Here is a 24,660-nt window from a genome sequence, read left to right on the forward strand (position 1 = left end):
CACCCAAAAAGAAAAGGATCATGAAAAAGATAAATAACTATACATTACCGCTGAATATCCTCAGCAGTTTATTGGTCATCCTATTGGCCATAACCTCCTTGGCCTGCCAGGAAGATGAAGATGAAGTCACCGGTATGCCCACCATAGATCGTATCCGATATACCGACCCTGAGACTGCGGACAGTGCCTTTACCCGGGCGACACTCGGAAGTACCCTGGCCATCATGGGCAGGAACTTAGGGACCACTCAGCAGGTATATCTAAATGGCTATTCGGTAGGCGTAAATCCCGCCTATGTCACCAATGATAATGTGATCGTCACCATCACAGACAGCGTGCCGACGGTGGCCACCGACCCGAATGTATCCAATATGCTAAGGCTAGTCACCAAAGGTGGAGAAACATCCATTCCCTTCCAGACCCTGCCTCCAGCACCGCAGATCAGCCGCGTGGGTAATGAATACCTGAAGCCGGGGGATAATTTGACACTATTTGGTAGATATTTCTACTTTATCGATACAGTGTTCTTCCCCGGAGAAGGTAATTATGTGACCGAAGGCTTCACGGCCAATAGTACAGGTAGTAAGCTGACAGTGAAAGTTCCCGATGGATTGGACTTCTCAGAGGGAAATTTTGTGTCTGTGGTCACCCAAAGTGGGGGATCTGCAACCAGCAGAAGGACGCAGATCTATGATGGCAACGGCATGGTAGCAGATTTTGATACCGATGGTGCTTTGGAATGGCCTTGGAACTGGGGCTGGGGAATTTCCGGCAATATGATCGTGCCTTCTATCGGCCCGGTAAATGGCATCGATGGAAACTTTGGAGCCATCGATATGGAGCTGCCTCCAAAGGGCGGCTGGAGTAATGATAAGGTGATGAACTTTACCAACTGGGGGGGAGCACAGATTTTCCCTACCAGTCCGGCCGATAAATATGCCCCATCGACCCCAGCGGGCAAGTTTGAGATCAGAGTGGAAATCGCTATCTCCACCGCCAGCTCCATAGAAGATGTGGAACTTATGATATGGTTTCCTGATAATAAAGGCAATGAACTCACTACCAATGTACCTCTCGTGGATTATGTAAGCACCACAGACGGTACCTGGTACACGGTCTCCACTAACCTCAGCCAGCTAACCAGCGGAAATGTCCGTCTGGGAACCTATGCAGACTTACTCGCAGGGGATACCGGAGGGGTGAAGCAACTGAGATTGGTAATACAGAATTATGGCACCGATGGTGTCCCCGTCGTAATGGGCGTGGACAACGTACGCGTGGTACGAGCGGAACAATAAAAAGCGATTAAAAGAATTTTGGATAATGGTTCACACTCTCGAAGCGGTAAATTACCGCTTCGAGTTTTAGTTTATAGACCAGGCAGGTTTTTTCTGGTATCATAGTCAATGGTATTCAGATCAAAAATATAAGTAATGAGCCAAACACCTAGCCCTGCATGACAAGTATCCTATTTGAAAGTGGGGCATTGGCTACCCTCGAATCCATGCCTACCGCCGATTTACTAAATGAACTTTAAGGTCTGGAGCCTTAAAATCAATAATTCAAATCAGGGCAGTTGGAAGAATAGAAACTTAGCCAGTATAATACAGCGGATAATTGGGGTTTGGATTGACGGATTTATCCAGAGAAATACCCGTGGCGATGTGATGGAATTCCCTTTCCCTGTCTGTAAATGTGATTCTATTCCCTATTTTAGATGGAGCCATTTGGCTTAGGTCAAAAAGAATGCAGGGGAAAATAATATTCTGAGGAAAAATTGAAATTAAATCTATGCCAAAAAATCTACTGATAAGCAGCCTGATCCTGATCAATAGCCTCATATATATCGGCTGTGAGACTCCTGATGCGGCCCCTGAGCCAAAAGCTCCCTTATTCACTATTGTGGATCCTTCTGTGACGGGTGTGGATTTCAGCAATACGCTTACCGAGAGCCCTGAGGCCAATATTTTTCAGTATCAGTATTTTTATAATGGGGGAGGAGTGGCGATCGGAGATGTCAATAATGATGGACTGGAAGACCTTTATTTCTCAGGAAATATGAGTAATAATAAGCTTTACCTAAATCGTGGTTCCCTGCAATTTCAGGACATCAGTTTAGCCTCAAATGTTTCTGGCAGACCACGATCCTGGGCCACAGGGGTGGCCATGGTGGATATCAATCAGGATGGCTGGATGGACATTTATGTTTGCTATAGTGGAGATCTGGCAGAGGAGCAAAGAAGGAATCAGCTATTTGTAAATCAAGGGGCAGATGCTCAGGGGATTCCTTACTTTAAGGAGATGGCCGAAGAGTATGGCTTGGATAACGCCGCTTATAGTAGCGCTGCGGCGTTTTTTGATCATGATGCCGATGGCGATTTGGATATGGTTCTGCTGAATCACCATCCCCAGCTATTTCGAAATCTGGATGAAGTCTCCTTTCAGCATATTTTAGCCCAAAAAGATCCCAATAGCAGCAGCCGGCTTTTAGAAAATCGCTCAGGCATATTTGTGGACATCACCGAGGAGGCAGGATGGGATACCAGCCCCCTGTCTTACGGACTTGGGATGAGCATTAGTGACTTTGATGGAGACGGCCTTCCGGAGGTTTATATAGGAAATGATTATTCCGCTGCCGATCACCTGTACCAGAAGCAGGAAGATGGGACCTATCGGGAGGTCCTCGCCCAGCGGCTGGATCATACTTCCCTTTACACCATGGGGATGGATGCGGCAGATTATAATAATGACGGCAAGGTGGATTTGCTAAGTTTGGATATGCTTCCCGAGGATAATAAGCGGCAGAAGCTATTGTTTATGCCAGACAATTACTCTCATTTCAATCTGTTTTTGAGCGTTGGGCTGCACTATCAGTATATGCGGAATATGCTGCAAGTCAATAATGGCGATGGTACTTTCAGCGAGCTGGGGCAGGTAGCAGGAATCTCCAATACGGATTGGAGTTGGGCGCCATTATGGGCGGATTTTGACCAGGATGGCTGGAAGGATCTGTTTATTAGCAATGGCTTCCTGCATGATTTTACGAATCTTGACTTTATTAAATACAGAAGCTCCTTCTTTCAAAATGGCAAGATGTCCACCGAGAATCTAATGACCTTAATTCATGAGATGCCTTCCTCGGCGGTGACCAATTATATTTACCAAAATAATGCGGATCTGACCTTTACCAATCAGCAGCAAAACTGGGGCTTTGATCGAGCTTCCAATAGTAATGGTGCCGCCTATGCAGATCTGGATAATGACGGCGACCTGGATCTGGTCATCAATAATATCAATGAGGAAGCCTTTATTTATGAGAACCATCGAAATGAAAGTCCAAACCACCACTGGCTAAAAATCCATTTGCAAGGCCCTAAAGGGAATCTTCAAGGCATAGGTTCTCAGGTGAGGCTGTACCAGCGGGGTACAGAGCAGCTGATGGAGCAGATGCCATATAGAGGTTATCAGTCCAGTGTAAGCCCTATCCTGACCTTTGGCCTGTCTGCGGCAGAGGTAGATTCTGTGCTGGTGACCTGGCCAGATGGCGCCACCCAATGTCTGGTCTCTCCAAGGACCAGCCAAAGCCTTATCTTAAACCATGCGGCAGCGGACAAGCCAGTGAAGGACCAAACAGCTGCTCCATCGACTCCCCTCTGGGTCGAAAATAAGGAGGGGAATATTCTGATCCAAAAGGAGGAAACTTTCAATGATTTCAAGCGCCAGCCCCTTTTGACCTATCCCCTAAGCGATATCGGTCCAGTGATGGCCAGCAGCTCAGGGCAGGGAGAGGTGATGGTATATATAGGTGCGGGAATGGGGGCTAGGCCCTTATTATTTCGAGGTATAAGTGGGGAGGAATTAAAAGAGACCGTGCAGCGAGCTTTTCAGAATTCATCCCGATCGGTGGATACAGATGCCGTGTTTTTCGATGCTGATGGCGATGGAGATAGGGATTTGTATGTGGCCAGTGGAGGATATCATGACTTTTCTGCTTCCGATGTACGTCTTCAGGATCGATTTTATGAAAATATGGGTGGAGGGATTATGGAAGAACGCCCGCTGGCCATTCCCGAAAGGCATGCGGCCACGGGGGCCGTTTTGGCTTTGGATGCGAATGCTGATGGAGCCTTGGATTTATTCATCGGAGGGGCGGCCATCCCTGGAAGGCATCCGGAATCTTACCCTTCACAGCTCCTGATCAATGATGGTAAGGGGCACTTTAGCCTTGCTTCTCCTAGGATGAGCAGTGCCCTTGAAGGCTTGCATTTGGTGAGAGATGCTCAGAGTGCCGACTTAGATGGGGACGGGATTCCAGAAATGGTCGTGGCTGGAGAGTGGATGGGTCTGGAGGTATTTTCCTTCCAGGAGGGAAAGGTACTTCGTCAAACCGACCTGTACTTTGATCATTCCTATGCTGGAATATGGTTTTCTCTGTTGCTGGAAGATATGAATGGGGATGGTGAGCCTGAACTGTTAGCAGGGAATTTCGGATTAAATTCTCAAATTAAAGCCTCTAGGGAGGAGCCGGCACGCCTTAGTTTTGGGGATTTTGATGGGAATGGCTCTGTGGATCCTTTTTTGAATTTTTATATTCAGACCAAAGAATATCCCTATATCAGCCGAGATGAGCTGATGGATCAGATCAGTGCAAAACGAAATAGCTTTAAGGATTATGCCAGCTATGCAGAAGCTAAGCTGGAGGATATCCTGTCGGACAGTGAACAGGCAATCGCTTTGACATACGAAGTAAACACCCTGGAAACTATGCTTTTTACGCTTAAGGATGGCCGTTTTGTAGCCCTTGATTTGCCCATGCAGGCGCAAATCGCCCCGGTTTATACTGCTGCATTTATCCCTAGTCCTAAGGGCAACTATTTATGGCTGGGCGGGAATATTCACCAAGGACGTATTAAAATAGGGAATATCGATGCCAATCACGGCTTGCTCATGGAGCTGAGCCCAAGCCTGGAGAGTCATTATATCCCTCAGGATCAAAGTGGATTTTGCCTCCGAGGGGAGGTGCGCAGTAGCCTATGGCTGGGGGATGTCCTATGGCTAGGCGAACACCAAGGGCCCATCCGACACTATGCTATGAAAAAATGAAAGCGCTTCCCTTCCCGCTGATTTATACCCTATTGACTCTGATTTGGTAGGGGAAATAGCAAGACTATAACTATAGCTCATCACTCTCCTCCGCGCCAATTGTATGGTCTGGACGGGTATTTTGCAGGAAGGCAAGCGCTTTAATACCAGAATTTCACAATCCGAATAACCCCAGGGCTTATTTAAGCGCTTCACTAATGGGGTTTGGGAGAAATGCTAAATTCTATTTATTCAATATCTGTTCGATTCTGCTCAGTTCTTTTTCCTCAAAATCAAGATTATCAAGACATTTTAGGGAATCTTCCAGTTGTGAGGTTTTGCTTACGCCAATAAGCACTGAGCTGACTCTTTCATCTTTCAGGAGCCAAGACAGTGCGAGTTGGGCCAAGCTTTGTCCTCGTTCCATCGCCACTTCATTAAGTGCTTTGATTCTGGCTAGGGTATCCTCGGTTATGGCGGATTTTTGCAGGAATCCATGGGATTTTGCTGCTCTGGAGTCTTCGGGAATTCCTTTCAGGTATTTATCGGTCAGCAGTCCCTGTGCCAGTGGTGAGAAGGGAATACAGCCGACACCCTTATTCCCCAGAAGGTCCATCAGTCCACTTTCCACCCATCTTTCGAACATAGAGTATTTGGGTTGGTGGATCAGGCATGGAGTGCCCAGATCTTTCAGGATTTGGATCGCTTGGGCCGCTTCTTCCGCCTGATAGTTGGAGATTCCGACGTATAGTGCCTTGCCCTGCCTTACGAGGAGGTCGAGGGTGGCCATGGTCTCTTCCAGCGGGGTGTCAGGATCAGGCCGGTGGTGATAGAAAATATCGACATAGTCCAAGCCCATTCGCTGGAGGCTTTGATCTAGGCTGGATACCAGGTATTTTTTGGAGCCCCATTCTCCATAGGGACCTTCCCACATATAGTATCCCGCTTTGGAGGAGATGACGAGCTGGTCACGGTATCCTGCAAAGTCTTCTTTGAGGATCTTGCCGAAGTTTTCTTCCGCAGAGCCTGGCGGAGGACCATAGTTATTGGCTAGGTCAAAATGGGTGATGCCTCTGTCAAAGGCAAGCTGGAGGATCTTTCGGGAATTGTCTAGTACATCCACATGGCCGAAATTATGCCATAGGCCCAGCGATAAGGCGGGGAGTTTCAGGCCACTTTTGCCACATCGGCGATATAGCATTTTTTGGTACCTGTCAGGTGCAGGTTGATAGCTGCTCATAAGTGTAAAACAAGGTTAGGTTTAATTGATTCTACAATATAAATATTACCTTCTAAATGACCCTCAGTTATTGGCCTTAAAAAATCAATATTGACATGAAAATTCAATGAAATTTGGATTAAAGTAGTAAGTAAAGTTTAAAAATTGACTATGGTGGAGTGATTTTTGGGCGGTATTGTATTAAGTAAAGAAAATTTATGAAAGTGTTGTGAGTTTATTTAAAAAGCATTTTTTTATATAAAAAGAGGAAAAAAGGTTGTGTATTAAAAAATATATTCTCAACTTAGATGCATAGAAAGTCGGTAAAAAGATACTGACAGAAAAGTAAGAACGTGCTGAGAGATTAGTAGCTGATTGGGTCATCGTTTAGCCTCCTGCCTTATGAATGAAACAAGGGATATTTTACGTTATGATGCTTCCAGTGTGTGGTTATCGGATGTACACTTTGAGGAGTTGTTGCCATATATTTCGGAGATGGAGGAGGAGTTTCTGCGAGTTGAGCGGATAGTAGGGAAGGAATTGACTCCGGAAGCAGCTTATCATTATTATGATTTCTATGATCTTGCACAGATCATTCGGAACAAGCTCATTGCTGAGGTCAAAGATTGGCCAGAGAAAAGAGTGGTACCGGAATTGAATTCTATCGATACTGAAGCCGGATGGCCGATGTTTAGACTCTGTGATATCTTATTACAAGTCGTTAGTGTGGATCGATATAATCATGGTTTCTTACAGAAAAAAATAAAAGACAAAACAATACTAAAAATATTAAAAGGATTACAAAGATCTTTTCGTTGATTTTTTAATATGTCAAACTTGGTGAAAAAAAAGGTTCAGGAATTTTTTCTGGACCTTTTTATTTTCTATTAATTCTAATTCCTAATCATTCCCCTTCCCCTTCCCAAACTGGGGATTCCTCATTTTACCTCCCCGCAAGTATACTCCTAGAGAGTATTCTGAGGCTTTTCTAGACCTATGTGATGTAAACCTAATTCCCATCCAGACTTACTTTTCTTTAGCTATGACGATTAAATGAACGGCGATTTTGGTGTATCCCGAGCTTTGGCAGGGAGCGTATTGATCTCAGCAATCTTAATCCAGCCTTAAAGCCTTAAAGACAGAGGGCTCTGGGCATCCTAAACTTTATACATCCTTCTGCACTTCCAGGTTTAATCGTATAACGAAAAGGTAATACTGCTTTAATCCTAGCGTAATAGTAGGCCATTTGTCTTAAAGATTGCTGAAGAGTTATTTTTCATTCTATATTGTTTTTGTTTCGGGAAAAATCTATTTGGCTTATATCCAATTGATTATAATGTTAATTTTTTGTTTCGGGTCTTTGGCGAATAATGACTTTTTCATAATAAACTAGGGTAGCCTATACTGATCGCTAGCCCGTACTTTTGCATCCTAAATAATAAACCAAAACTTATGAATAGAAGATTACGCTATTTTTCACCACTGATGTTGAGTGGTTTGATTTTTACAAATTGTAATACCCCTAATCAAAATGAGAATAAGAAAGAGGAAGTGCAGGTAGCACAAAGAGTTCAGCCGGTATTTGTAACGGATAGCCTGGCGCATGATTCAGATGATCCAGCAGTATGGATCAATCCTCAGGATCCATCCAAGAGCCTGATCCTAGGTACAGACAAGGATAAGGACGGCGCTATATATGTATTTGACCTGGAGGGAAAGACGATAGACTCCTTGGTGGTGCGAGACATTCAGCGGCCCAACAATGTGGATATCGGTTATGGATTGCAGCTTGGAGATCGGACTGTGGATTTTGCGGTTACGGGAGAGAGATTGACCTCAAAACTCCGTTTTTTTTCACTTCCTGATATGAAAGAGATCGTTCCCGGTGGACTGGAGGTCTATGAAGGGGAGACAGGTCCTGAATTTAGAGATTTGATGGGGGTGGCCATATATACTCAGCCGGAAACGGGCAAGCATTATGTCATTGCCGGTAGGAAAAACGGCCCTCAAGATGGCAGCTACCTCTGGCAGTATGAAATTATCAGCGATGCATCCGGTATTTCCCTGAATTTGGTTCGCAAGTTTGGTCAGTTTAGTGGCCAGAAGGAGATCGAGGCCATTGCGGTGGACAACGAACTTGGTTACATCTACTATTCTGATGAGGGGATAGGGGTAAGGAAGTACTATGCAGATCCCGCCAAAGGCAATGAAGAGTTGACGCTTTTTGGAACGGAAGGTTTCACTAAAGATCACGAGGGGATCAGTATCTATAAATTGGACGAAAACACAGGCTATATTTTGGTCTCTGACCAGGAAGCTAACCAGTTTCATGTTTTTCCTCGTGAGGGCACCGCGGAGAACCCCAATCAGCATGAGCTGATCACAATTATCAAGACCAGCACCCTCAGTAGTGATGGCTCAGAGCTTGTCAGCCTGCCTTTGAATAAGACTTTTCCTAAAGGCCTTTTTGTGGCCATGTCTGATGACAGAACTTTCCAGATCTACCGTTGGGAAGATATGGCGGGAGAGGAATTAAAATCGATTAAGTAATAATTCTTAAAGAACGATACGATGAATAAATTTTTACCGCTTTTGGTGCTACTGCTTATGACTTTTGCAGGAAGTGCAGCCTTCGGGCAAGGAGCGATCAAAGGAAAAGTAAAGGATAATCAGAACCTATCCCTTCCTGGTGCAAATGTGATTATTTTAAGCTTGAACAAGATGGCCATTACCGACCAGTCAGGCGAATTTGTATTGATGGGAATTCCAGAAGGTCTCCATGATATCCAAGTATCCTATTTGGGATATGAGATGCAGACCAACCAGGTTCAGGTAAAAAGAGGACAGACTCACGAAACCATGTTTGAGATGAGTCCAGGCCTGGTAGAGGGAGCCGAGTTTATCGTGTTTGGCGATCGGCTAAAGGGCCAGGCCAAGGCGCTGAACCAACAAAAGAACAATCAGAATATCACCAATATCGTGTCCTCGGATCAGATTGGTCGATTTCCGGATGCCAATATTGGTGATGCCCTGAAGCGTATCCCCGGGATCACCATGCAGAATGACCAAGGCGAGGCTAGGGATATTATCATCCGTGGCATGGCACCGCAACTCAATTCGGTGACGCTAAATGGTGAAAGAATTCCCTCAGCAGAAGGAGATAATCGCCGCGTGCAGATGGATCTTATTCCTTCGGATATGATCCAGACCATAGAAGTCAATAAGGCAGTCCTGCCAAATATGGATGCTGATGCCATCGGCGGATCCGTCAACCTGGTCACGCGTAAGGCGCCCAATGCACTCCGGATTTCCGGAACCGCCGCCACAGGGTTGAATTTACTTACCGAAAAACCCATTTGGACCGGATCAGTGATTCTGGGTAATAGGTTTTTGGATGATAAACTGGGGGCGATCGTATCAGCTTCTTATAATAATCACAATTTTGGCTCGGATAATATAGAGGCCGTCTGGTATGAGTCTGACAATGGCCTAGCCTTGGAAGAGTTTGAGATGAGGAAGTATTTGGTGCAGCGAATCCGGAAGTCAGTATCCCTCTCCCTAGACTATGAGGTGAATGCCAATCACAGCTTTATATTTTCCTCCATGTACAACCATCGAAATGACTGGGAAAATAGGTTTGGGATGAAAGTGGATGAATTGGATGAGGCTTTTGATGACGGGAATTTTGAGGAGATTTCGCCGAATGTATTCAATACCGTTGGCAGAGTGGAATACCAAACCAAGGGAGGAATCGGATCTGATCATGTGAAAAACAAGCGTTTGGAAGATCAGCGTGTGCAGAACTTCACCCTGGGTGGAGATCACATATTCAATCGCCTTAAGATGGATTGGTCTGCGACCTATGCCAAGGCTTCTGAAAAGCGACCTACCGAGAGATATATCGGGTATCGCTCAGGCGGCCAGGAGGTTTTGGTGGATATCATGGATACTGAGAAGCCTTATGCGGCATTGCTGAATCATGAGGATAATTTCGGCTTGGAGCTGGATGAGCTGGTGGAGGAAAATGGCAATACCTTTGACGAGGATATCAATGCTAAAATGGACTTTAAACTGCCATATAGCAATAGTGGTGTTCTTCAATTTGGTGGCAGATATCGCTCCAAATATAAAATGAGGAATAATAATTACTACGAATACAGCCCTGTGGATGAGGATGCCTTTGGCAGAACTCTCGGTGAGGTGCCAAACACCGACCAATCTGATCCGAATTTCCTTGCGGGAAGCCAGTACCAAATCGGAAACTTTGCAGATCCAGAATTCTTAGGTTCATTGGATTTTTATGATGAGGGACAATTTGAGGGAGAGCTGAAGACAGATGAGTTTATACCAGGCAACTATTCTGCGAATGAAGCGATCTACGGTGCTTATATGATGGCCGATCATCAGCTTACTGAGAAGCTTTCGGCGATAGTGGGGCTGAGATGGGAGTACACCGACATCAGCTATACCGGTAACCTCTTTGATATGGACAATGAGGAGTATATAGAGGATACCGCAGGTGATACCTATCATAATGTCATGCCAGGTGTGCACCTGAAGTATGATTTGGATCCAAACAGCATACTTCGATTTGCTTGGACGAATACTCTGGCCAGGCCTAATTACTATGATTTGGTGCCTTATGCAGAATATAGCGCCTCGGATGAGGAGCTGGCTACTGGGAATCCTAATTTGGTACCGACCACCTCTATGAATTTTGACCTGATGGCTGAGAAGTATTTTGATAATGTGGGGCTGTTTTCTGTTGGGGGTTTTTATAAGGATATTGATAAGTTTATATATTATATCACCGACCTGGACTATACCGATCCGGTATTTGGGTCCAACCTGGAATATACTCGACCCGAAAATGGCGGTACCGCCTCGGTATATGGCTTGGAGGCATCGGTGCAGAAGCAGATTTGGAAAGGCCTTGGGATCTATCTGAACTATACCTTCACCAAATCCTCTACCACGGGGATAGAAGGTCGTGAAGAAAGTGACCTGATGCTGCCAGGGACGGCGGAGAATATGTTTAATGCCTCGCTTTCATATGAAACCAAAAAGCTAGTGCTTAGAGCTTCTCTCAATTACGCCAGTGATTACCTGGATGAGTTGGGAGGAGAGGAGTTTGAAGACCGATATTATGATAAACAAACCTTCTTGGACTTCAATGCATCCTATGCATTTACCCCTAAATGGAGAGTCTTTTTGGAGGGCAATAATCTGACGAATCAACCTTTGAGATATTATCAAGGAATTAGGTCTCGAACGATGCAAGCGGAGTACTATAATGCCCGTTTTAATTTGGGTATTAAATTCGATGTTTTCCAATAGGTAAATTTAAACTAACGTTTGAATAACTTATTTTTGGTGATAAATGACATAATTAGGTAAATAAAAAATACCCCATTTGGGGTATTTTTATTTTCAATTTTTAGATTAAGGGAAGGTATTTTGTGGATAACTTGTTGATAAAAACCAGTTTATCGCCCTATTTTTTCATTGCAAATCTTGATTTCTATCCTTACATTTAATCTATTCAAACCCCTTATAGGTTTGATGGTTTATGAAATTAAGTAAGTACTTTTTTCAATCTCTGAAAAAGGTGGTCCCAGAGACCGGTGTTTCTTTACTGGTTTTAGGTTTATTAAACGTAGTGTATTCGTCGTTTTTATATAAATAAGTTATCCTAATGTTAATTACTTCATCCAATGGGTTCCTATCCGTGGTCAATAAGCCTAATGAGGTTGATCACCTGATAGTAAGAGCGAAGTTCAAGGGGGATTTATCGCGGTTATTTGATGATTGTAGAATTTGGCCTACTCAGGATCCGGATTTTCCTTTCGCCATTTCCATTTGCAAGCAGGAGTTTGTTGGTATTCTGATCAAAATGGTCAAGTCAATAGATTATACCAATTTCTCCACAGACTTAATAGCCGTATGAGTTCTTAGGACAGGTGCCGTCCTTTAATTGAAAGGAGGCCTACAATAAATAGTGCAGAGGATTGAATTATGATGATTGCTTTTTTACTTCCTTATATTTATTCATCCATAGATTGAGATTATCCACCTCTCTTTATATCGAATTATTTTTTTGTTAAGCCCAATTTACCTAGCCACAGTTTCCATATTAAGCACCTGTCTCGTTGCGATCTCCAATCGATGCAGGCAAGCTTGCGACAGCAAGCTTTAAATGCTGCTGGTGTTTGGGAAACATGTCGGATATACTGATAAGGGGTTGGGATGAAACAAGTCTAACTTCCTTTTTTCCAGCGAAGGCGCCTGAGAGAGATTCATGACTTCGCCTACCCATAAAATTGGTCCCGCTTTTTTCCCCCTTAATATATTGCTGGAATCACGTATTGTATTCATTGGCTGGGACCTTGAGGACCATTTTATCAGAAGTCCTGATTTTGGCCCAGCCATTTCCATCCTATTCTAAAACTAAGTTACCCGCTAGCACCTAAGCCCCTATGGGCATCAGCTCTAGTTTCCAGGCCATTCAGCTCTAATCTGTTTTTAAGCAAAAACCTTATTGATTTCAATAAATTTCCTCTCTACGGGAAACTTAAACGGTTGTTTAGGAGTTGCTTATAAATTGTGTTAAAAAGCAGATAAAAAAAAATAAAGGAATGGGGAACTATTGGAGCTTAGATATGATTGAATGTTCATTCGGTTTTCTTAATCTGAAGAACCTATGAACAAAAAAGAGAAAATAATGGAGGCAACTTTGGACCTGATCAGAGATCATGGATTCCACGGATGCCCGATGTCCATGGTCGCCAAGAACTCCTCTGTTGCCGCAGGCACCATATATCATTACTTCGAAAGTAAGGATGAGCTCATCATGGAGCTGTATCATTACCTCGTGGCCAAGGTGGTGGATGCCGCCCAGTCTGGGGATGATGACCAGCTGCCCTTCAAAGAGCGCTTCATGCGATTTTGGCACAATATGAAAAAGCTCTATGTGCAGGATCGCTCCATCCACCGATTTATGGAGCAATTTTACAATTCCCCTTACTTCACCGAAGAAATGGAGATGACCGATAACCAATGGCATAATTGGATGCGGAATTTCTTCACCGATGGGATCAATTCCGGCGAACTCCGATCAGGGGTGAAGCCTGAGATTCTTAGCATTATGGTGCATGGCACCATCCTCAGCTCCGTGAAGGTGACGATCTACCATGGTAAGAAAATGGATATGGATCAGATCAACCTAGGTCATATCGCAGAAATCGTCTGGGACGGCATCAAAAAACAACCGGAAGCAAAAAGCTAAGCCTAGAATGGATTTTAGCCCAAGGGGCTACCTCTTTCAGCATTAGTATTATATCAATTATATGGAGTTTAATTACCAATTTTCAACCAACATTATTATGAAAAAGAGCATCCAGATCTTATCGATGATTATGATCGGATATTTGCTGCCATTTAGCACTTTTGGGCAGTCGACGAGCAGCAGTTCCGCTTCACTGAGCCTGGACCAGGTCATCCAGTATGCCATGGACCATGCTCCGGCGATGCAGCAGGCATCATTGGATCAGGAAATAGGGGATCGTGAGGTCAAGTCAAGCCTGGCTGGCTGGTATCCGCAGATCAATGCCAGTGCTAGTGGCAATAAGAATATCAAACTGCAGCAGCAACCAATCGGGGGAGAGCTGATTACCTTTGGCCAAACGTATAACTCTGGCCTGCTCCTTCAAGTGGATCAGAATCTTATCAACCGAGATCAGATTTTTGCGGGAAGGACTTCCAGGTATGTCAAGCAGCAGTATGACCAAAATAAGACGGATGTGCAGATCAGCACCGTGGTGGAGGTAAGTAAGGCGTATTATGATATTCTGCTGACGTATGAGCAGCTGAATATCCTCGAGGAAAACCTGCTGCGCCAGGAGAAGCAGTATAAAGATGCCAAGAGCAGATTTGAATCCGGACTCGTGGATAAGACCGATTACCAACGCGCCGAGATTACCCTGTCCAATATTCGAAGCAATAACCGCAGGGCACAGGAAAGTGTGGATGCCAAAATCGCCTACCTGAAGCAGCTGATTGGCTATCCAGTGGAGGCTGATATTTCCTTGGATTATAGCTATGAGGAGATGGAACAAAGAGCCCTTACTGACACGACTCAGATCATGCTTCCTGAAAACCGAATCGAATACCAACAGGTGGAAACTCAGGCTACCTTGGCTGAACTCAATACAGGCTATCAGAAATGGGCTTATCTGCCCACGCTTTCTGCAAACTACAATTATAACTGGTTGTATTTTAATAATACTTTTTCTGATTTATATCAGACCAGCTATCCCAAGTCTTCCATTGGCCTGACCCTTTCCCTGCCGATTTTTCAGGGAGGAAAAAGGCATCAGGATATAAAAATTGCCGAGCTTCAGCAGAACAAAATCGCGGTGCAGCGGGAGAATCTGGAGAAGCAGATCAATACCGAATACATCACGGCCATGGCCAACTATAAAAGTGACCTGTACGAGTGGAGAACCATCAAGAGAAATATGGAACTCGCCGAGGAGGTTTATAATATCATTAAGCTTCAATACGATCAAGGCATTAAAGCTTATGTCGATCTTATTGTGGCAGAGACGGAGCTTAGAACCTCCCAATTGAGTCATTATAATGCTATGTACAATCTTCTGGCTTCCAAGCTGGATCTGGACAGAGCTTTAGGAAATATCGAAATCAACTATACAGAAAATAATTAATCGGGACATGAAAAAGTTTTTAGGTTTAATGCTGGTGGCTGCAATACCGGCTTTTATAAGTGCATGTGGAAGTGAGGCGACCACTCAAAGAGCCCCTCAGGTGATCTCTGTCCGTGCGACGGAAGTAGCAAAGAAGCATGTGACAGGAACGGACGTCTATCCGGGTACGGTCATCCCCCTTATGGAAGTGGAGATACGCCCGCAGGTCACAGGTTATATTACTAATATATATATAGAAGATGGTCAGGAAGTGAAGAAAGGCCAAAAGCTATATGAAATAGATCGTAGCAAATACAGATCTTCCCATCAGCAGGCGCAGGCCAATCTCAAAAGTGCCGAAGCTAACCTGGAGCGTGTGAAGAAGGATTTGGGAAGATATGAAGAGCTGGACAAGCAGGATGCCATCGCCAAGCAGCAATTGGATTACGCCCGTGCGGACATCCTGACAGCAGAGGCTCAGGTGGCTTCCGCAGAGGCTCAGGTGCGCAGCGCAGAGACTGATTTCAATTATTCCCTGATGACGGCCCCTTTTGCGGGAACCATCGGGATCTCCCAGGTTCGCTTAGGCGCACAGGTTTCCCCTGGTCAGTCTCTATTAAATACCCTTTCCTCTGATGATCCAGTGTTGGTGGACTTTGTGGTCAATGAAAAAGACGTGAGAAGATTTACCAAGATGCTGAAGGCAGAGAGCCTTCCAGACTCCACTTTTTCTATTCAGTTTAGTCAGCAAGATATCTATCCTCATTTTGGAGAATTGACGACTATCGATCGCGCAGTAGGCCGTACTTCAGGTACGATCAATTTACGTGTGAAATTCCCTAATCCAGATAGAGACCTTATTGCCGGGATGACGGTCAACTTAATAGTGCTGAACCAGGATATAGGTGAGCAAATGACCATTCCATTTAAGGCGGTGACCGAGCAGATGGGTGAGTACTTTGTGTATGTCATAGACCAGGAAAATACAGTGCATCAGCGGAATGTACAATTAGGGACCAAGGTGAAAGATGAAATTGTCATCCGTGAAGGACTAAAAGTAGGGGAGAAAATAGTAACGGAAGGTATCCAGAAGCTCCGTGAGGGCGCAAAAATCAGTGTAGATGCCTGAGTTTTTAATCAATGACCATTTTAATATCGTAAGCACGATCATTTTATGATAGCAGAAGTATTTATAAAACGCCCTGTGACAGCGATGGTGATTTCCATTGTCATCCTGCTGGTAGGGGCCATCGCTATAGTTAACCTACCCGTCACCCAATATCCTGATATTACCCCACCAGTGGTGTCAGTATCAGCCAATTATACTGGGGCGGATGCGCAGACGGTGGAGCAGACAGTCGCCACACCGATCGAGACGCAGGTAAACGGTACGCCAGGTATGGCGTATATCAGTAGTACCAATACGAGTACAGGTCAGATGAATATGAATGTGACCTTCGATGTGGGTACAGATATTAATATCGCCACGCTGGACGTCCAGAACAGGGTGAGTATTGCCGAGCCCCGCCTTCCTGAGGCGGTAAAGCGCCTTGGCGTGACGGTGCGGAAGAGAAATCCAAGTATCATGATGGTGATCAGTATGTATTCGCCAGAAGGTACCCACGATACCAAATTCCTCAGCAACTATACCAATATCTTCATCAAAGATGCCCTGCTAAGGGTCAAAGGAGTGGGGGATATCACGGCCATCGGGCAGGATTTCAGTATGAGAGTATGGCTGAAGCCGGATAAGATGGCCCAGTATAATATCTCCACTGCAGAAGTGACCGCCGCCATTCAGGAGCAAAACCTCCAGGTAGCGGCTGGTACAGTAGGTGGTATGCCACAGCTAAGCTCCCAGACCTTCGAATATCCCATTACCGTAAATGGTAAATTGGAGCGTGGCGAGGACTTTGAAGATATTATTGTAAGGTCCAGCCCCGAAGAGGGTAAGCTGGTTTACCTGAAGGATATTGCGAGAGTGGAGTTTGGCGAGTTTGATTACGGTCGTTTTTCTACCGTAAATGGTGATCCAGCAGCGGTGCTCCTCGTCTATCAGGCTCCAGGAAGTAATGCGCTAGAAACTGCCGAAGGTATATATGAGGCTTTGGATGAGATGAAAGCGACCTTCCCGGCAGATATGGATTATGTGATTCCATTTGAGTCGGTATCTGTGGTTCAGGTCTCCATCGATGAGGTATTGCATACCTTGGTGGAAGCTTTGATCCTGGTGATCCTAGTGGTATTTATATTCCTCCAAAACTGGAGAGCCACGCTGATTCCGATTTTGGCCATTCCGGTGTCGATTATCGGTACCTTTATCTTCTTTATTCCTTTGGGCTTTACGATCAATACACTGACTATGTTTGGCTTTGTATTGGCCATTGGGATTGTGGTGGATGATGCGATTGTGGTGGTGGAAGCTGCCCAGCATTATATCGATACCTTAAAAGTGTCAGCTAAGGAAGCCACGAGGCGAGCGATGAAAGATATCACGGCGCCGGTGATTGCTATTGCCCTGATCCTTTCGGCGGTATTTATCCCTGTAGGATTTATCCCCGGTATTGTGGGAAGGATGTATCAGCAGTTTGCGATTACCATTGCGATCTCGGTGTTGATTTCAGCCTTCGTAGCCTTGACCTTGACCCCAGCGCTTTGTAGTCTCATGCTGAGACCTACTGAGGTGGGAGCAAACTCCAAGGGCCTCAATCGCCTATTTTATAAATTCAATACCTGGTTTGAGAGAGTAACCAATTCCTATGGTAATGGGGTGAAAAAGTCCATTAAAGCGACTCCGTTGGTGCTGATCATCTTGGTATGTATCTATGCGGGTACCTTTGGTCTATTTCAGGCTAAGCCCACAGGCTTCCTGCCAACAGAGGATGAAGGGCGTTTGTTTGTGTCTTTAGAATTGCCTCATAGTGCCTCTACCAGTCGTACTAGTGCTATTATGGATGAGATGGTGGAGATGATCACTAGCACAGATGGGATTAGGAATGTGACGGGTATTGGTGGATTGAATGCGATCAACTTTAGTTTCAAGTCCAATAGTGGTACTTTCTTTATTCAGATGGATCCCTGGGATGAGCGTAAGGATCCTTCCAAGCAGTTATTTGGTCTTATTGGCCAGCTGAATCAGAAGTTTGCGGCTATCAAGGAGGCAAATATCATTGTGGTACCGCCACCAGCCATTCCAGGTTTGGGACAGACGGGTGGATTTAGCTTCATGCTGGAGCAGCGCTCCACAGGGAGTATCAAGGAGTTTGAGCAGGTGATGGGCCAGTTCCTGGCGGCTGCCAACCAGCGGCCGGAAATTGCCATGGCCTATAGCTTCTTTACCGCCAAGACACCGGGGTATCATATCACGGTGGACCGTGAGAAAGCCAAGAAACTTGGGGTAGCGGTATCGGATGTATTCAGCACCATGTCCACTTATATGGGGAGCTCTTATGTCAATGACTTCACAAGGTATGGCCGTAATTTCCGGGTGGTCGCTCAGGCGGATACTGCTTATAGAATGGATATTAAGGATCTGGAGCAATATTATGTCATGAGCCGAGGCGGAGGATCTGTTCCTTTGGGAGCTTTGATCAATTATGATGTAGTGGAAAACGCCCCTGTGATTAGTCATTATAATCTCTTCCGTTCCACAGAGATCAATGGTAATGCCGCTCCTGGATACAGTAGTGGTCAGGCCTTGGCTGCACTGGAGGAAGTCGCTGAAGAAGTGCTGCCAGCAGGCTATGGATATGATTTCTCAGGCTTGAGTAGGGAGGAATTGGCCTCCGGCAATACCACTATCCTGATCTTTGCCTTGTCGATCATCCTAGTATCGCTATTATTGGCGGCCTTGTATGAGAGTTGGTCCGTGCCATTCTCCATCTTATTGGCCTTACCATTGGGGGCATTTGGGGCCATACTGGCGCTTACCTTCTTGCCAAAATTAGATAATAACGTCTATGCGCAGATTGGTTTGGTGACTCTGATCGGTCTGGCTGCCAAGAATGCCATTTTGATAGTGGAGTTTGCCAAAGAAAGGGTGGACAGTGGGATGCCTTTACTTGCGGCGACTATCGAAGCGGTTAAGTTAAGGTTAAGACCAATCGTCATGACCTCCCTAGCCTTTATCTTAGGGGTGGTTCCGCTGGCACTTTCTAATGGTGCCGGAGCCGTGGCAAGGCAAACAATTGGTTGGACTGTGATCGGTGGGATGCTCGCTGCCACATTCCTGGCAATATTTATAGTACCTGTTTTATATGTGGTAATTACGAAAATCGCATACGGCAGTAAAAAATTGAAAGAATTAGAGAGTCAATACCAGCCTGAGAGCTGATAATCGGCATATTTTAGCGTATGAAACAGCCTGTCGGATCCTCCGTCAGGCTGTTTTTGTTTTTATTTTTATCAAAAAAAATGATTTTTATATACATAAATATGTATATTGTGTTTATATTTATGCGTGAATAAGAATAAGAGGAGGTCTATTTCAACCCGCCAACAAATTTAGATCATTTTCTTATCCCAATTTGGGTAGGATAATGTGATGTCTGAGCTTGGCAATTCTCCAAATACTTAACATTAATCAACAGGAATAGAAATACAATTTAGTTTTTAAAAGTATAACTCTCCAAAAAAACAAACAAACCATATTATGGGAGAAGTAATTTATCATCACGGGACTGCAATGAATAAAAAAGATTCAAACTTAGAGAACCACCACTCTGAACAAGAAGACCTACTGATCAAGGACGCATTATTCGTTCGAGATAAGGGATGCCTACGCCGGGTAAAGTTTAAGAATGTGCTATGGTTAAAGGGAGACGGAAACTACACCACTTTGGTCACACAAGACAAAGTGTACTCGCTGCGAAATATCCTTAAGGAATTTGAAGCTATCCTTCCGGAAAATGAATTTGTGAGAATTCATAAATCATACCTTGTACGGCTTGACAGAATCACCACCATCTCGCCAAAAGAGGTCACTATCGAACAAGAAAAGGTTCCTGTAGGAAGAACCTATTACCAAAAGCTTATCCACGGCATCAATAAATTAGGTGCTGGAGCTTAATCCTTTTTGCGGTTCCATAACAAACTACTATCTCCGTAACTAAGGAATCTATAACCATGTGACAGGGCTTCTTCATAGATGCCCTGCCACATGTTATTTGTATATGCTGCCACCAATAAGATCAAGGTTGATCCTGGTTGGTGAAAATTGGTCACCAGACCATTACATACTCTGAATTCGTACCCAGGCATGATGAAAATCTCGGTATTCCCCGTGATTTCATCCATGTCATTCTCTTTCATATAAGCCAATATGGCATCCAGGCTCTCTTGCAAGGTCGCCCTCACTTCATGTGATTGATAAGGGTACAGCTTGGCAATATGGAATTCATCTCCATCATTGTTCAGCAACTTGACCCCATACCAATAGATACTTTCTAGCGAACGCATAGACGTGGTACCCACGGCTACAATATTGCCGTCATGGCTGCTCAATGCTTCTATGGTGCCTCGCTCCAATACGATCTGCTCCCTATGCATAGGGTGCTTGCTGACTAGTTCCTCCTTGATGGGCTGGAAGGTGCCTGCCCCTACATGAAGGGTGAGGTATTCTGATTTTATGCCTTTTTGTGCGAGTTTTTCTAATGTCTGCTCCGTGAAGTGTAAGCCTGCCGTGGGAGCAGCCACAGCCCCTTCCTTCTTGGAATAAACCGTCTGATAGCGTGGTTTGTCCTCCTCTGTGGCCTTTCTGTTAAGGTAAGGAGGTAAGGGAACTTCGCCCGTCGCTTCCACCACCTCCGCAAAAGATACCGTAGCGCCTTCCCAGCTGATCTCTACCAAACGGTCCTGTCGCTGCAGAAGCTTTGCTTTCACGATAAGCTCTTGCTCGCTTACTTTTATCAAGCCTTGGAGAATTTCCCCATCCTTCCATTTCTTTAAATTTCCTATCATCGCCTGCCAGGCCACAGGATGGCTGCTTTCCATGACCTGATTGATGATATTGCTCGGCGATACAGGCTGCAATAGAAATATCTCTATTCGCGCTCCCGACTGCCTTTGGAAAATCATTCTGGCGGGGATCACCTTGGTGTTATTAAACACCATGAGACTATTAGAGGGTAGGAGTGCCGGTAAGTCCTTGAAGCTATAATGATCGATCGTGCCCTGCTCAAAATGTAATAATTTCGACTGATCCCGCTCCTCTAATGGAAATTTAGCAATCCTCTCCTCTGGCAATTCGTAATGGTAATCAGATAGTTTGATGCTGTTGATACTTTCCATGGATCAGTTTTTTGTATGAAGAAAGGATTATCTTAGAAACCGGTTTATTTCTTAGTGAGATTCCTTTAGCTTTGTTTTTTGAATCCGCAAATATAAGGTTTAATGACCAGCCCATGAATAAAAATCAAGCAAATCCTATTCACCTGCAAGCAAGTTGGAAAAAGAGAACCTTGGAGTTTAAGTTTGAAGCAGGGACCTCCCGGGGTGTTTTGAATACCAAAGATTCTTATTTTATCCAGGTATTTGATCCCTCTTCACCCCTGCAATCAGGCTGGGGAGAGGCGGGGCCACTACCAAATTTAAGTGTGGATGATGTACCGAACCTGGGGGCTCAGATAGAGGAGTTGGTGAGGGGCTTAGCTGGGCAGCCGGTGGACTGGACAGCAGAGGGGGTTCTTCGATTCTGTAGGGGCTATATTCCTGAGAGCCTTCCTAGCGTTCGCTTTGCCTTTGAAACCGCCCTGCTGGACTTATTTTATGGTGGAGAGAAAGTGATTTTTCCTAATTCCTTCGTGAGGGGTCAATTAGAAATCCCCATCAATGGTTTGATTTGGATGGGTAAAAAGGACTTTATGCTGCAGCAAATCCAGGAAAAGCTGGATCAGGGTTATTCATGCATTAAAATGAAAATTGGAGCCATTGATTTTCAACAGGAATGTGAGCTATTAGGCTATATTCGTAAGCGTTTTTCTGCGGATCAAATTACACTGAGGGTAGATGCAAATGGTGCCTTTAAGGCGGAAGATGCGTTTGAGAAATTAGAAGCATTGGCGCAGTATGAGCTGCACAGCATAGAGCAGCCTATTCGCCAAGGACAAGAAAAGGAAATGGCCGCCTTATGCAAGGTGAGCCCCATACCGATAGCCTTGGACGAGGAGCTAATCGGAGTTTCTCGAAGAGAGCATCGTGAGCGGTTATTAGATACACTCCTGCCTCCTTATATTATTCTCAAGCCAAGTTTGGTAGGGGGGATTTATGATACGAGGGAGTGGATTGGCCTGGCAGAGGAAAGAGGCATTGCCTGGTGGATGACTTCTGCTTTGGAAAGTAATATAGGCCTGAATGCGATCACGCAGCTAGCAGCTTCCTATCCACTTGCCCTGCCCCAGGGGCTAGGTACTGGTCAATTATATCATAATAATATTGACTCTCCATTATGCATTACGAATGGCAATATACATTATACGCAAGGAGGTTCATGGGGGCAAGTATGAAGTAGTTTTAGCGCGCCAGCGCTATTTCTTATTGAGATACTGGAGGTAATTTACCGATGATATGTCCTACCTTCGGATGTAGAAGGGATTTTGCTCTTATTAGCCGTGGAAGAGTGAGCCTTGGAGAGTAGGGGGGAGAGGATTAGGGAAATATAGGCACAAAAAAAAGCCACTTACTAGGTAAGTGGCTCTTCTCAATAATGTCACTAAATGCTATATGTTATGATAACTTTACATTCACGGCATTAAGACCTTTTCTTCCTTCTTTAAGGTCGAAAGTCACGTCGTCGTCTTCTCTTACTTCGTCAACTAATCCAGTGATGTGAACGAAATACTCTTTTGAAGATTCATCGTCAATGATAAAACCGAATCCTTTAGATTCATTAAAAAATTTAACTTTTCCTGTGTTCATAATAATGATAATAAATGATATTTTTTAATTAATAATTCAAAGGTAAGCATACTTTTCGGAATTGCACGATATATCCAATATATTTTTTCAAAGATAAAGTATACTTAATATTCGAAATAGGGGTTTTTGGATTTGCCAATACGGTATTATCTACTGAATAATCGCTGTTTATGCTTGTTTAAGCCTGTTTTAAGACTTGCCTATCTCATTGATTTTATGCTGTTTAGGCCAGCTTTTTAGGTCATTGTTTTTTTATTTAACCATAAAGAAATACACTGGCTTGGGAATGGAATACTCTGCGTCCAGCATTTTTATTATTCCTGTTTCGGGATTTCGCTCATAGGCAATTAGGGTATTGCTACCTTGATTTCCGGCAAATAAATATTGACCATCAGGGCTGATTGCAAAATTCCTGGGCGTTTTGCCACCTGAGCTGATCGTTTGGATTTTGCTAAGCGTGCCGCTGGTTTCGTCCACCTTAAAGACTATAATTTCATTAGAGTCTCCTCGATTGGAGGCATAAAGGTATCGGCCATCTTCGGAAAGTCTGATTTCTGCCGCACCCATGGCGCCTTGGAAGCCATCAGGGGTGAGGCGATAGCGGTCAAGCTCGGTGATTTTATTGGTTTCCAGGTTGAGGTCATATACCGCCACTTCAGAGGTCATTTCGTGGATCATATAGATCTTGTCACCTGCCGCATTGAAGGTTAGGTGACGAGGGCCAGCCCCTGGGCTTACTTCAAAATAGGAGGGGGTGGAAGCGCTGAGGGGCTTAGCCTGATCGGGAGTATAGTCATATATATTGACCTTGTCCGTACCCAGATCTGCCACGAATAGCTTTTTGCCATCAGGATGGAAGGTGAGGCTATGCACGTGAGGGGAGTTTTGCCGGTCTTTGTTGACACTGCTGCCTGTATGAGTGATGTCCTGTACTGCCTCGCCAATATTGCCATCTTCAGCAATAGGGAATACCGCCAAATCCCCACTTCCATAGTTGCCGGCAAATAGAAATTTCTCGTCGGGCGAAAGGGTGAGATAGCAAGGTCCGCTGCCAATTGTGCTTTGGCAGCTTAGTTTTTCGATGGTATTGGCATTAGAATTGTAGCGGAATGCGCAAACACTGCCTCCCTCGGCACCTCCTTCCTCCTGTACGGCATAGATAAGGTCGCCAGTAGAATTGCTAAGGACAAAGGAGGGGTTGTTGATATCACTCTCAGTCAGTACGACTTTGAATTTTGCAGAATCGGGAAGGAATTGCGCCAGATGAAAACCTTCCTCGGGGCTGTTGGTATAGGTTCCCAGCCAAAATGAAATGGGATCCGCTTCTGGTGAAGGTGTTGCTTCAGTTTCCATATTGTTTTGATTTTGAGGCTTACTACAGGAGATAATGCCGAAAAGTAATGCTAGAAATAACAGATGTTGGTGATTTTTCACAGTATTTATGTTTATTTTTAGATGGAAGATAGTGATATTTCTTGTCCTAGGCCAGTGCTAATGCTCGATTTTGTTCTAAGTAGTTCAGATTCTGGTGACTGACTTGCCTCTTTTTGGAGGGGAAGGATTGCAAGTGCTTTTGAAACTGGTGATATTTCTTAAAGTGATATTGTGAAATTGATGATGAAACTCCCTTTTTTTTAAATTTTAATCAATGAAAATAATGATTTTGTAAATTATTTTCTATAAATTAGGGGTGTTTTTGATCATATTGTTATTGGATCAGAATAGTTTGAATGTATATAATTT

General features: G+C 44.5%; 17 protein-coding genes. 12 read left to right on the forward strand and 5 right to left on the reverse strand.

Annotation, left to right across the window (positions count from 1 at the left end):
* Window positions 1–20 precede the first annotated feature (20 nt).
* Window positions 21–1,298, forward strand: coding sequence for a glycan-binding surface protein (locus tag B050_RS0114925; RefSeq protein WP_157492822.1), 1,278 nt, complete (start codon window positions 21–23; stop codon window positions 1,296–1,298).
* 294 nt (window positions 1,299–1,592) lie between these two features.
* On the opposite strand, the gene B050_RS23760 is transcribed toward B050_RS0114925, so the two are convergent.
* Window positions 1,593–1,727, reverse strand: a complete 135-nt coding sequence (locus B050_RS23760) for a hypothetical protein (protein ID WP_018474744.1) — start codon at window positions 1,725–1,727, stop codon at window positions 1,593–1,595.
* A gap of 64 nt (window positions 1,728–1,791) precedes the next feature.
* Here B050_RS23760 and B050_RS0114935 point away from each other — a divergent pair, with 64 nt between their 5' ends.
* Complete coding sequence (locus B050_RS0114935; protein ID WP_018474745.1) at window positions 1,792–5,103, forward strand: VCBS repeat-containing protein; 3,312 nt, start codon at window positions 1,792–1,794, stop codon at window positions 5,101–5,103.
* A gap of 223 nt (window positions 5,104–5,326) precedes the next feature.
* On the opposite strand, the gene mgrA is transcribed toward B050_RS0114935, so the two are convergent.
* A complete protein-coding gene (mgrA, locus tag B050_RS0114940; RefSeq protein WP_018474746.1) occupies window positions 5,327–6,322 on the reverse strand; it encodes an L-glyceraldehyde 3-phosphate reductase in 996 nt (331 codons plus the stop codon).
* A gap of 381 nt (window positions 6,323–6,703) precedes the next feature.
* Between mgrA and B050_RS0114945 the strand changes: the two genes are divergently transcribed.
* From B050_RS0114945 to B050_RS0114990, 9 genes are all read left to right on the forward strand, one after another.
* The gene (locus B050_RS0114945; protein WP_018474747.1) at window positions 6,704–7,120 is read left to right on the forward strand and encodes a DUF6508 domain-containing protein; all 417 of its coding nucleotides are present in this window, start codon (window positions 6,704–6,706) and stop codon (window positions 7,118–7,120) included.
* Between the two features lie 633 nt (window positions 7,121–7,753).
* The gene (locus tag B050_RS0114950) at window positions 7,754–8,851 is read left to right on the forward strand and encodes a phytase (RefSeq protein ID WP_018474748.1); all 1,098 of its coding nucleotides are present in this window, start codon (window positions 7,754–7,756) and stop codon (window positions 8,849–8,851) included.
* A 21-nt stretch (window positions 8,852–8,872) separates the two neighbouring features.
* Window positions 8,873–11,638 carry a TonB-dependent receptor gene (locus tag B050_RS0114955; RefSeq protein WP_026235923.1) on the forward strand — a complete coding sequence of 922 codons (2,766 nt, stop codon included), beginning with the start codon at window positions 8,873–8,875 and terminating at the stop codon, window positions 11,636–11,638.
* A gap of 358 nt (window positions 11,639–11,996) precedes the next feature.
* Window positions 11,997–12,248, forward strand: coding sequence for a hypothetical protein (locus B050_RS0114960; protein WP_018474750.1), 252 nt, complete (start codon window positions 11,997–11,999; stop codon window positions 12,246–12,248).
* Between the two features lie 753 nt (window positions 12,249–13,001).
* Window positions 13,002–13,586, forward strand: a complete 585-nt coding sequence (locus B050_RS0114970) for a TetR/AcrR family transcriptional regulator (protein ID WP_018474752.1) — start codon at window positions 13,002–13,004, stop codon at window positions 13,584–13,586.
* A gap of 97 nt (window positions 13,587–13,683) precedes the next feature.
* Window positions 13,684–15,024: a TolC family protein gene (locus B050_RS0114975; protein WP_018474753.1), complete on the forward strand. Its 1,341-nt coding sequence runs from the start codon at window positions 13,684–13,686 to the stop codon at window positions 15,022–15,024.
* 7 nt (window positions 15,025–15,031) lie between these two features.
* A complete protein-coding gene (locus B050_RS0114980) occupies window positions 15,032–16,132 on the forward strand; it encodes an efflux RND transporter periplasmic adaptor subunit (RefSeq protein WP_026235924.1) in 1,101 nt (366 codons plus the stop codon).
* Window positions 16,133–16,177: 45 nt separating this feature from the next.
* On the forward strand, window positions 16,178–19,336 hold the full coding sequence (locus B050_RS0114985; RefSeq protein ID WP_018474755.1) for an efflux RND transporter permease subunit: 3,159 nt from the start codon (window positions 16,178–16,180) through the stop codon (window positions 19,334–19,336).
* Between the two features lie 318 nt (window positions 19,337–19,654).
* Window positions 19,655–20,071 carry a LytR/AlgR family response regulator transcription factor gene (locus tag B050_RS0114990; RefSeq protein ID WP_026235925.1) on the forward strand — a complete coding sequence of 139 codons (417 nt, stop codon included), beginning with the start codon at window positions 19,655–19,657 and terminating at the stop codon, window positions 20,069–20,071.
* Here the strand turns inward: B050_RS0114990 and B050_RS0114995 are convergent.
* Window positions 20,068–21,291 (reverse strand): S-adenosylmethionine:tRNA ribosyltransferase-isomerase, encoded by a 1,224-nt coding sequence (locus tag B050_RS0114995; RefSeq protein WP_018474757.1) that lies wholly within the window; start codon window positions 21,289–21,291, stop codon window positions 20,068–20,070. The genes B050_RS0114990 and B050_RS0114995 overlap by 4 nt on opposite strands.
* A 113-nt stretch (window positions 21,292–21,404) precedes the next feature.
* Here B050_RS0114995 and B050_RS0115000 point away from each other — a divergent pair, with 113 nt between their 5' ends.
* Window positions 21,405–22,505 carry an o-succinylbenzoate synthase gene (locus B050_RS0115000; RefSeq protein ID WP_044202700.1) on the forward strand — a complete coding sequence of 367 codons (1,101 nt, stop codon included), beginning with the start codon at window positions 21,405–21,407 and terminating at the stop codon, window positions 22,503–22,505.
* 220 nt (window positions 22,506–22,725) lie between these two features.
* On the opposite strand, the gene B050_RS0115005 is transcribed toward B050_RS0115000, so the two are convergent.
* Window positions 22,726–22,917: a cold-shock protein gene (locus B050_RS0115005; RefSeq protein ID WP_018474759.1), complete on the reverse strand. Its 192-nt coding sequence runs from the start codon at window positions 22,915–22,917 to the stop codon at window positions 22,726–22,728.
* Between the two features lie 252 nt (window positions 22,918–23,169).
* Window positions 23,170–24,270, reverse strand: a complete 1,101-nt coding sequence (locus tag B050_RS0115010) for a lactonase family protein (RefSeq protein WP_018474760.1) — start codon at window positions 24,268–24,270, stop codon at window positions 23,170–23,172.
* Window positions 24,271–24,660 lie beyond the last annotated feature (390 nt).

The organism is Echinicola pacifica DSM 19836, assembly GCF_000373245.1.
Taxonomy (GTDB): domain Bacteria; phylum Bacteroidota; class Bacteroidia; order Cytophagales; family Cyclobacteriaceae; genus Echinicola; species Echinicola pacifica.

Bases quoted from the DNA above. Each gene is read 5' to 3' on its own strand.
- B050_RS0115000 (WP_044202700.1), top strand. From the start codon at position 21,405: ATGAATAAAAATCAAGCAAATCCTATTCACCTGCAAGCAAGTTGGAAA.
- B050_RS0114935 (WP_018474745.1), top strand. From the start codon at position 1,792: ATGCCAAAAAATCTACTGATAAGCAGCCTGATCCTGATCAATAGCCTC.
- B050_RS0114955 (WP_026235923.1), top strand. From the start codon at position 8,873: ATGAATAAATTTTTACCGCTTTTGGTGCTACTGCTTATGACTTTTGCA.
- B050_RS0114960 (WP_018474750.1), top strand. From the start codon at position 11,997: ATGTTAATTACTTCATCCAATGGGTTCCTATCCGTGGTCAATAAGCCT.
- B050_RS0114990 (WP_026235925.1), top strand. From the start codon at position 19,655: ATGGGAGAAGTAATTTATCATCACGGGACTGCAATGAATAAAAAAGAT.
- B050_RS0115005 (WP_018474759.1), bottom strand. From the start codon at position 22,917: ATGAACACAGGAAAAGTTAAATTTTTTAATGAATCTAAAGGATTCGGT.
- B050_RS0114970 (WP_018474752.1), top strand. From the start codon at position 13,002: ATGAACAAAAAAGAGAAAATAATGGAGGCAACTTTGGACCTGATCAGA.
- B050_RS23760 (WP_018474744.1), bottom strand. From the start codon at position 1,727: ATGGCTCCATCTAAAATAGGGAATAGAATCACATTTACAGACAGGGAA.
- B050_RS0114945 (WP_018474747.1), top strand. From the start codon at position 6,704: ATGAATGAAACAAGGGATATTTTACGTTATGATGCTTCCAGTGTGTGG.
- B050_RS0114980 (WP_026235924.1), top strand. From the start codon at position 15,032: ATGAAAAAGTTTTTAGGTTTAATGCTGGTGGCTGCAATACCGGCTTTT.
- B050_RS0114985 (WP_018474755.1), top strand. From the start codon at position 16,178: ATGATAGCAGAAGTATTTATAAAACGCCCTGTGACAGCGATGGTGATT.
- B050_RS0114950 (WP_018474748.1), top strand. From the start codon at position 7,754: ATGAATAGAAGATTACGCTATTTTTCACCACTGATGTTGAGTGGTTTG.
- B050_RS0114995 (WP_018474757.1), bottom strand. From the start codon at position 21,291: ATGGAAAGTATCAACAGCATCAAACTATCTGATTACCATTACGAATTG.
- B050_RS0114975 (WP_018474753.1), top strand. From the start codon at position 13,684: ATGAAAAAGAGCATCCAGATCTTATCGATGATTATGATCGGATATTTG.
- mgrA (WP_018474746.1), bottom strand. From the start codon at position 6,322: ATGAGCAGCTATCAACCTGCACCTGACAGGTACCAAAAAATGCTATAT.
- B050_RS0115010 (WP_018474760.1), bottom strand. From the start codon at position 24,270: ATGGAAACTGAAGCAACACCTTCACCAGAAGCGGATCCCATTTCATTT.
- B050_RS0114925 (WP_157492822.1), top strand. From the start codon at position 21: ATGAAAAAGATAAATAACTATACATTACCGCTGAATATCCTCAGCAGT.